Annotated in this window: 6 protein-coding genes; all 6 read left to right on the forward strand. The window is 73.9% G+C overall.

The genetic code is table 11. From position 1 onward, the window contains the following. Positions 1-1,884 (forward strand): peptidoglycan D,D-transpeptidase FtsI family protein (locus tag ACOJUF_RS03635; RefSeq protein WP_420120503.1); only part of this gene is annotated, 1,884 nt, incomplete at its 5' end. Positions 1,885-2,016: 132 nt separating this feature from the next. Next, on the forward strand, positions 2,017-3,597 hold the full coding sequence (locus tag ACOJUF_RS03640) for a UDP-N-acetylmuramoyl-L-alanyl-D-glutamate--2,6-diaminopimelate ligase (RefSeq protein ID WP_420120504.1): 1,581 nt from the start codon (positions 2,017-2,019) through the stop codon (positions 3,595-3,597). Further along, positions 3,594-5,132 (forward strand): UDP-N-acetylmuramoyl-tripeptide--D-alanyl-D-alanine ligase, encoded by a 1,539-nt coding sequence (locus tag ACOJUF_RS03645; RefSeq protein WP_420120505.1) that lies wholly within the window; start codon positions 3,594-3,596, stop codon positions 5,130-5,132. Before ACOJUF_RS03640 ends, ACOJUF_RS03645 begins: the two co-directional genes overlap by 4 nt. Beyond that, positions 5,129-6,223 (forward strand): phospho-N-acetylmuramoyl-pentapeptide-transferase, encoded by a 1,095-nt coding sequence (gene mraY / locus ACOJUF_RS03650; protein ID WP_420120506.1) that lies wholly within the window; start codon positions 5,129-5,131, stop codon positions 6,221-6,223. The genes ACOJUF_RS03645 and mraY overlap by 4 nt, the downstream gene beginning before the upstream one ends. 2 nt (positions 6,224-6,225) lie before the next feature. Beyond that, positions 6,226-7,668, forward strand: coding sequence for a UDP-N-acetylmuramoyl-L-alanine--D-glutamate ligase (gene murD, locus ACOJUF_RS03655; RefSeq protein WP_420120508.1), 1,443 nt, complete (start codon positions 6,226-6,228; stop codon positions 7,666-7,668). Further along, positions 7,665-9,028: putative lipid II flippase FtsW (gene ftsW, locus ACOJUF_RS03660; protein WP_420120507.1), on the forward strand; the 1,364-nt coding region annotated here is incomplete at its 3' end. The genes murD and ftsW, both read left to right, overlap by 4 nt.

The following is a 9,028-nucleotide window of genomic DNA, read 5'->3' on the forward strand; positions in this document are numbered from 1 at the left end:
GGCCGGCCGCCCCGCGGGGCCCGTCCGGCCGCCCCGGCCGACGGCCGGCGCGACCCGAACGCCGGCGCTCCCCGGCCCGCGGGCAAGCCCAAATCGGTCCGCGGCCGGCGCACCCGGCGACCGCGGTCGGCCGTCGGCAACCCGCGCCAGCGCAGCCGGATCGCCCTCGTCGCGATGCTGGCCATGCTGGCGGTGGCCACCCTCAAGCTGGTCACCGTGCAGGTGGTCGACCTCTCCGGCTATGCCGCCAAGAGCGAGGCCCAGCGCAGCCGCACGATCACCCTCACCGCGCAACGCGGCACCATCACCGACCGCAACGGCGTGGAGCTGGCGCTGACGGTCGAGGGCCGCGCGGTGGCCGCCCGGCCGGCCTTGTTCACCGACGACACCCAGCGCAAGGCGGTGGCCGACATCCTGGTCGCCGGGGTCGGCAACGGCCTCACCCAGGACCAGGTGATGGCCAAGCTCACCTCCGGCAAGACCTACGTCTATCTGGCCCGCGACCTGCTCCCGGCCCAGGCCGACGCGATCATGGACAAGATCACCCCGCTGTTCGACACCGACCACCGCGACGCGGTCGTCACCGAACGGCAGGACGTCCGCGAGCACCCGGACAACTCGGCCTCGGCGGCGGTCGTCGGGACGACGGACTACGACGGCAACGGCCTGTCCGGGTTCGAGGCGAAGTTCGACACCAAGCTGGCCGGCAAGGACGGCGAGCGGGTGGTCGACGTCGACGCCCGCCATCTGATCATTCCCGGCAGCGCCCGGGACGAGACGCCGGCCGCCGACGGCATGGACGTCGCCCTGACCATCGACGCCGACCTGCAGTACACGACGATGCAGATGCTCACCGACTGGGTGAACAAGTCGCAGGCCAAGTCCGGCTGCGTGGTGATCATGCAGGTGGCCGACGCCCAGGTACCGGCGATGGCCTGCTACGAACCCGGCAAGACGGCGCGGGAGACGGGCAACAAGGCTGTCACCGACGCGATCGAGCCCGGGTCGGTGAACAAGGTCGTCACCATGGCCGCGGCGCTGGAGAAGGGCCTGATCAAGCCGGACCAGGTGTTCAACGTGGACGGCAAGATCGACGTCGGCGACGCGACCATCAAGGACGCCTGGGCGCACGGACCGCAGAACATGACGGCGACCGGCATCCTGGGCAAGTCGTCCAACGTCGGCACCCTGATGATCGCCCAGCAGGTCGGCCCGGACGCCTTCATGGACATGGCCCGCAAGCTGGGCCAGGGCGTCCGGACGGGGATCCAGCTGCCCGCCGAGACCTCCGGCTACCTGCCCAAGCAGTCCACCTGGTCCTCCAGCACCTTCGGCAACCTGCCGATCGGCCAGGGGGTCTCGGAGTCGCTGCTGCAGCTCGCCGGGATGTACCAGGCCATCGCCAACAACGGCGTCCGGATCACTCCGACGCTGGTCGCGTCGACCACCGTCAACGGGGTCACCACCCCGACGCCGGCCGGCGCGCAGACCGTCGCGATGAGCCCGCAGACGGCCAAGACGCTGATCCAGATGCTGCACGGCCCGATCCAGGGCGGCGACGAGTACCACCGCGGCACCGCCCCGGCGGCCGCGATCACCGGCTACCAGGTGGCGGGCAAGACCGGGACGGCGCAGCAGGTCGACGAGGACACCGGCGAGTACTCCAAGACGCTGATCACGTCGACCTTCGCCGGCATCGTGCCGGCCGACAACCCCAAGTACGTCATCACGATCATGCTGGACAACCCGCTGGGCAGTTCGCCGGCCGGCACCACCAGCTGCGCACCGCTGTTCCACGACATCGCCGCCTACGCGATGCGGGCCGCCGACGTGCCCCCGTCCGCCGAGCAGGCCCCGGTCTACGACCTGTATGTCGACAACTGACACCCCCGGTCCACGCACCCCGGGCGGGGTGCGGGCCGCGGTCCGCCGGGCCCGGGGGCGGTAACCTTGCCGGCCGTGGGTTCCTCCGCCGCACCGTCCGCGCCGCGACCGCGAGATCCCGCCGGGGCCACCGTGACCGAGGTCGCGGGCCTGGTGGGCGGGCAGCTGGTCCCCGCCGGACCCGTCGATCCGCTGGTCGCCCCCGACCCCGGGGACGGCCCGGCCGACCGCTTGACCGGGGTCACCCTGCGCGCCCAGGACGTGCGCCCCGGTGACCTGTTCGCGGCCCTGCCCGGCACCCGCGCGCACGGCGCCCACTACGCCGATCAGGCGCTGGAGCGCGGCGCCCGCGCGGTGCTCACGGACGCCGAGGGAGCGCGGCTGCTGGCCGGCGCCCCGGTGCCGCTGGTCGTCGTCGAGCAGCCCCGGGCCGTCCTGGGGGCGGTCGCCCGGGTCATCTACGGCGATCCGAGCGCCCGGCTCGCCGTCGTCGGGGTGACCGGCACCGCCGGCAAGACCACCACCTGCTACCTGCTCGAGGCCGCCCTGGCCGCCGACGGGTCACGCAGCGGCGTCATCGGCACGGTGCAGACCCGCATCGACGGGGTCGTCACGCCCAGCGCGTTGACCACGCCCGAGGCGCCCGACCTGCAGGCGCTGCTGGCCGTCATGGTCGAGCGCGGCGTCGGCGCGGTGGCGATGGAGGTCTCCTCGCACGCCCTGGCCCTGGGCCGGGTCGGCGGCACCCGGTTCGCCGTGGGCGCCTTCACCAACCTCTCGCAGGACCACCTGGACTTCCACCACGACATGGAGGACTACTTCCGGGCCAAGGCCATGCTGTTCGACGGGCGGGCCGCCCGGCACGTGATCTGCGTGGACACCGAGTGGGGCGAACGGCTGGCGGCCGAGCACCCGGAGGCGCTGACGGTGAGCGCCCGGGCCGGGGCCGCCGACTGGTCGGTGACCGCGGTGGAGGTGGCCGCCAACGGCATCCAGCGGGTGGTGCTGGCCGGCCCGGGGAGCCGGACGGTCCGCCTCGACCTGGCCATCCCGGGCGCGTTCAACGTGGCCAACGCGGCCGTCGCGATCGCGTGCATCGACGCCATCGGCCGGGACGTGCAGCAGGCCGCCGACGCGATCCGCGGGGTCACCGTGCCCGGCCGGATGGAGCGCGTGGACGCCGGCCAGGACTTCCTGGCCGTGGTGGACTACGCGCACAAGCCCGGTGCCCTGGCCGCCGTCCTGGACGCGATCCGGGACGGCCTGACCGGTCGGCTGATCGTGGTGATCGGGGCCGGTGGCGACCGGGACACGGGCAAGCGGCCGCTGATGGGGGCCGAGTGCGCGGCCCGGGCCGATGTGCTGATCGTCACCGACGACAACCCGCGCTCCGAGGACCCGGCCGCCATCCGGGCCCAGGTGCTGGCCGGCGCCCGGCCGGTCGGCGCGGACCGCGCGGTCCGGATCGAGGAGATCGGGGACCGGCGGGCGGCCATCCGCCGGGCGGTGCAGGTCGCCGGCACGGGGGACGCGGTGGTCGTCGCCGGCAAGGGGCACGAGCTGGGCCAGGAGATCGCCGGGGTGGTGCATCCGTTCGCCGACCGCGACGAGCTGGCGCAGGCCCTGCGGGCGGCCGTCCCGACGGTGTCGGCCGAGCCGACTAGCCTGCTCGGAGTGACCGACCCCGACGCGAAGGACCACGCCGCCTCATGATCGCGATGACCCTGGCCCAGGTCGCTGCCGCGATCGGGGTCGATCCACCCGTGGGCCCCGACGGGGCCGCGCCGGCCGTCGCCGTGCGGTCGGTCGAGTTCGACACCCGGCGCATCCGGCCGGGTGCGCTGTTCGTCGCGCTCCGGGGCGAGCGGGTGGACGGGCACGACTTCGTCGGGCAGGCCGCCGCCGCCGGAGCGGTCGCGGTGCTCGCCTCCCGCGAGCTGACCGGTCCGGCCGCGGCCGGCCTGCCGGTGCTGCGGGTGGCCGACCGGCCGGACAACGCCGGCGTGCTGGACGCGCTGGCCGCGCTGGCCCACGCCTCGGTGACCGCATTGACCGCCGACCACGGCCTGCAGGTCGTCGGGGTCACCGGTTCGTCCGGCAAGACCTCGACCAAGGACCTGATCGCCGCGGTGCTGCGGGCCGCGGTGGACGACCCGGCCCAGGTGGTCGCGCCGCCGGAGTCGTTCAACAACGAGCTGGGCCACCCCTACACCGCGCTCCGGGCCGACGAGACCACCCGCTTCCTGGTGCTGGAGCTCTCCGCCCGCGGGGTCGGGCACATCAGAGCACTCGCCCGGGTCGCGCCCCTGCGCATCGGGGCCGTGCTCAACGTCGGCTCCGCCCATCTGGGCGAGTTCGGCTCGGTCGAGGCGATCGCCACCGCCAAGTCCGAGCTGGTGCAGGCGCTGCCCCCGGCGGCCGCGGCCGGGAGCGGCGGGGTGGCCGTCCTGAACGCCGACGACCCGCTGGTGGCCGCCATGGCCGGGGTGACCCGGGCCGAGATCGTCATGGTCGGGCAGGCTCCGGACGCGACCGTGCGCGCGCAGGACGTCCGCGCCGACGAGGCCGACCGGGCGCTGTTCACCCTGGTCACCCCGGAGGGGTCCGCCCCGGTCGCGCTGCGCGTGGTCGGGGCCCACCAGGTCGGCAACGCGCTGGCCGCGGCCGCCGTCGGGCGCGCGGTGGGCATGCCGGTCGCCGCCGTGGCGGCCGCCCTCTCGCAGGCCGAGCCGGCCTCCCGGTGGCGGATGGAGGTCACCGAGCTGGCCAACGGCGCGACGCTGATCAACGACGCCTACAACGCCAACCCGCACTCGATGAAGGCGGCGCTGCTGTCGCTGGCCACCATCGGCCGCGGCCGGCGGACCTGGGCCGTGCTGGGGGAGATGGCCGAGCTCGGCGACGACGCCACCGAGGCGCACGACCGGATCGGCCGGCTCGTCGTCCGGCTGGGCGTCGACCGGCTGCTCGTGGTGGAGGGGCCGGGCGCGGCGACCGGGGCGGCGGTGGGTGGCCGCACCGCACCCCGGGCCCTGCATCTGGGGGCCCATCTGGAGGGGTCGTGGAGCGGAGAGTCCGAGTTGGTGCCCGATACCGAGGCCGCGGCCGACATCCTGGTGGCGGAACTGGCACCCGGTGACGTCGTCCTGGTCAAGGCCTCGCGGTCGGCCGGCCTGGAACGGGTCGCCCAGCGGGTGATCGACGGTCTGGGCATCGGTCGGGCCGGCACCGGAACGGCGACCCGGTGAAGGCGATCCTGGTCGCCGCGCTGGTCGCGCTGGCGGTCTCCATCCTGTTCACGCCCTACCTCATCAAGGTGTTCTCCCGGCAGGGCTTCGGCCAGGAGATCCGCGAGGACGGGCCGCAGCACCACAAGAAGAAGCGTGGCACGCCCACCATGGGCGGCACCTCGATCCTCATCGCGATGTGGTGCGGCTACCTGGCGGCCAAGCTCGTCGACTGGCTGACCGGCGGCGGTGACGGGTTCACCGCGTCCGGCCTGCTGCTGCTCTACCTCACCACCGGCATGGGTCTGGTCGGCTTCCTCGACGACTTCATCAAGCTGCGCAAGCAGCGCAATCTCGGCCTGAACAAACGGATGAAGTTCCTCGGGCAGACGTTCGTCGCCGTCACCTTCGGCATCGGGGCGCTGTTCTTCCCGGGCGCCGGAGGACTGACCCCGGCGTCGACCTCGCTGTCCTACGTCCGCGACCTGACGTTCCTCTCGCTCGGCGCGATCGGCTTCGTCGTGCTCTGCTGGCTGCTGGTCTCGGCCTGGTCCAACGCGGTCAACTTCACCGACGGGCTGGACGGTCTGGCCGCCGGGTCCTCGGTCATGGTGCTCGGCACCTACGTGGCGATCGGCTTCTTCCAGTTCCGCAACGCCTGCTGGATGCCGCTGTCGACGGCGGCCCAGGCCGGCTGCTACGAGGTGCGGGACCCGCTCGACCTGGCCGTCATCGCGTCCGCCGCGCTGGCCGGCTGCATCGGCTTCCTCTGGTGGAACGCGCACCCGGCCCGGATCATGATGGGCGACACCGGCTCGCTGGCCCTGGGCGGCCTGATCGCCGGCCTGTCCATCCTGACCAGGACCGAGCTGCTGCTGGTCGTCATCGCGGGCCTGTTCGTGGTCGAGATGCTGTCCGTCGTCATCCAGATCGCGGTGTTCCGCACCCGTCACGTGCGGGTGTTCAAGATGGCCCCGTTCCACCATCACTTCGAGCTGTCCGGCTGGACCGAGACCACGGTGATGATCCGGTTCTGGCTGCTCGCCGCGATGTCGGCGGCACTGGGCCTGGGCCTGTTCTACGCCGAGTGGCTCTCCCTGACGGGCGGCTGACGGTGACCGCGACCGGCCCCGGGCCGGGCGCGCTGCCCGGCCCGGATGACCTGGTGGTGGCCGCCGGCGCGGGGGTGACCGGGCTGCCGGTGGTCCGCGTGCTGGCCGCCCGGGGCGCCCGGGTGGTGGTCACGGCCAACCGGGCCGCCCCGCCCGAGCTGGCCCAGATCCCCGGCGACGTCACCTTCGCCGGCGACCTGGCCACGCCGCCGCCGGGCACCACACTGGTGGTGACCTCGGCCGGCATCCCGCCGCGCAACCCGCTGCTGACGGCCGCCGCGGCCGCCGGCATCGAGGTGATCGGCGAGGTCGAGCTGGCCTGGCGCATCGACCACGACGGACCCCCGGCTGCGGCCCGACGGTGGCTGGTGGTCACCGGCACCAACGGCAAGACCACTACCACCGGCATGCTCGAGTCGATCCTGCGGGCCGCCGGCCGGGAGGTGACCGCCTGCGGGAACATCGGCTGGCCGGTGCTGGCCGCCGTGCTGGCCGGCGGCCCGGACGCGCTGGACGACGCCGCCCGCCAGGAGGTCATCGCCGTCGAGCTCTCCAGCTTCCAGCTGCACTGGGCGCCGAGCCTGCGCCCGGCCGCCGGGGTGGTGCTGAACCTGGCCGAGGATCACCTGGACTGGCACGGCTCGATGGCCGCCTACGGCGCCGATAAGGCCCGGGCGCTGGCCGGGGACGTCGCCCTGGCCGTCGTCGACGACCCCGGCGCGGCCGGCCTGCTGGCCGGGTCGCCGGCCGCCCGCACCGTGCCGATCGGGTCGGGCGTCCCGGCCGCCGGCGCCCTCGGCGTCGCCGACGGCGTGCTGACCGACGCTGCCTTCGGCGACCGGCCACGCCCGCTCGGCCGGGTCGAGGCGGTCCGGCCGCCCGGCGCGCACAACGTGACCAACGCGCTGGCCGCGGCCGGCCTCGCGCTGGCCGTCGGGGTCGAGCCGGCCGCCGTCGCCGCCGGGCTGGCCGCGTTCACCCCGGGCGGGCACCGCAACGTGCCGGTCGCCGAGCGGGCCGGCGTCCGCTACGTGGACGACTCCAAGGCCACCAACCCGCACGCCGCGCTGGCCTCGCTGCAGGCCTACCCGCGGGTGGTCTGGGTGGCCGGCGGCCAGCTCAAGGGCGCCGCGATCGACGAGCTGGTGGTGGCGGTGCGGGACCGGCTGGCCGGGGTGGTGCTGCTGGGCGTGGACGCGCCGCTGATCCAGGCCGCCCTTTCCCGACACGCCCCCGATGTGCCGGTTCTGCCGGTGCCCGGGACGGACGATGGGGTGATGCGCTCAGTGGTCAGCGCGGCCGCCCGGATGGCCGCACCCGGTGACGTGGTCCTGCTCGCGCCCGCCGCGGCGTCGCTGGACATGTTCCGTTCGTACGCGGCCCGGGGTGAGGCGTTCGCCGCCGCCGCCCGGGCGCTGCCCGACGCCCGGCCGGAGCCGGCGTGACCCTGACGTCGCCCTCGAAGAAGCGGTCGGGCGCCGGCGACGGGACATCCGCCCGGGCGACGGCGGACGGGACGGCCGGGTCCGCCCGGGCCCCCCGGGCCGGCGGCGCCGTTCCCGGCCGGCTGCGGTCCTGGACCGGTGCCGCGCGCAAGGCCACGGTCGACTGGCTGGACCGGCCGATGACCTCGCTGCACCTGATCCTGGCGATCTTCGCGCTGATGCTGGGCATCGGCCTGCTGATGGTGCTGTCGTCGTCGGCGGTCACCTCCTACCGGAACCTGGGCTCCTCGTTCTCGGTCTTCACCAACCAGGCCATCTACGCCGCGGTCGGTCTGATCGGGTTCTTCGGCGCCCAGTACATCCCGGTCAAGATCCTCAAGTCGTTCTCGCTGCTGGCCGTCATCGTCTCCATCGCCCTGCTGGTCGCGGTGCTGGTGCCGGGGATCGGTGCGCTGGTCAACGGCGCCCGCAGCTGGATCCGGATCGGCGGCTTCCAGTTCCAGCCCAGCGAGATCGCCAAGCTCGCGCTGCTGCTCTGGATGGCCCAGGTCCTCGCGGCCCGCCGGTCCACCCTCGGCTCGCCCAAGGCCCTGCTGATCCCGGTGCTGCCGGTGTTCGGCCTGATGGCGGCGCTGATCATGATGCAGCCCGACCTGGGCACCACGGTCTCGCTGGCCATCGTGTTCTTCGCGGTGCTGTTCTTCGCCGGGGCACCGTGGTGGATGTTCGCCTCGCTGGCCGGGGCGGGTCTGGCCGGCGTGTTCTACCTGGCCGTATCGGCCAACTACCGGCTGGCCCGGATGCTGTCGTTCATCAACCCGGAGTCGCATCCGGACAGCTCGTACCAGTTGCTGCAGAGCCTGTACGGGATGGGCAACGGCGGCTGGTTCGGGGTGGGCCTGGGCCAGTCGCGGGCGAAGTGGAACTACCTGCCCAACGCCGACTCCGACTTCATCTTCGCCATCATCGGAGAGGAACTCGGCTTCATCGGGGCCGCGCTGGTCATCTTCCTGTTCGCGCTGCTGGCCTACACCGGCCTGCGGATCGCCCGCCGCAACTCCGACCCGTTCATCAAGATCGTCGCCTCGGCGGCCACCGTCTGGCTGGTCGGCCAGGCCTGCATCAACATCGGCTACGTGGTCGGCCTGCTGCCGGTGACCGGCATCCCGCTGCCAATGATCTCGGCCGGCGGCACGTCGCTGCTGATCACCATGGCGGTGTTCGGCCTGCTGGCCAACTTCGCCCGGCACGAGCGGGAGGCCGAGATCGCCCTGGCCGCCGCCGGTGGCAGCCGGATCGCCCGCTTCCTGGGGCTCAAGCCAGCCGGACCCGGCGGCCGCACGGTGCTGCGCCGGCGGCG

Origin of the sequence: Nakamurella sp., from assembly GCF_048594475.1 — a bacterium.
In the GTDB taxonomy this organism is placed as follows: domain Bacteria; phylum Actinomycetota; class Actinomycetes; order Mycobacteriales; family Nakamurellaceae; genus Nakamurella.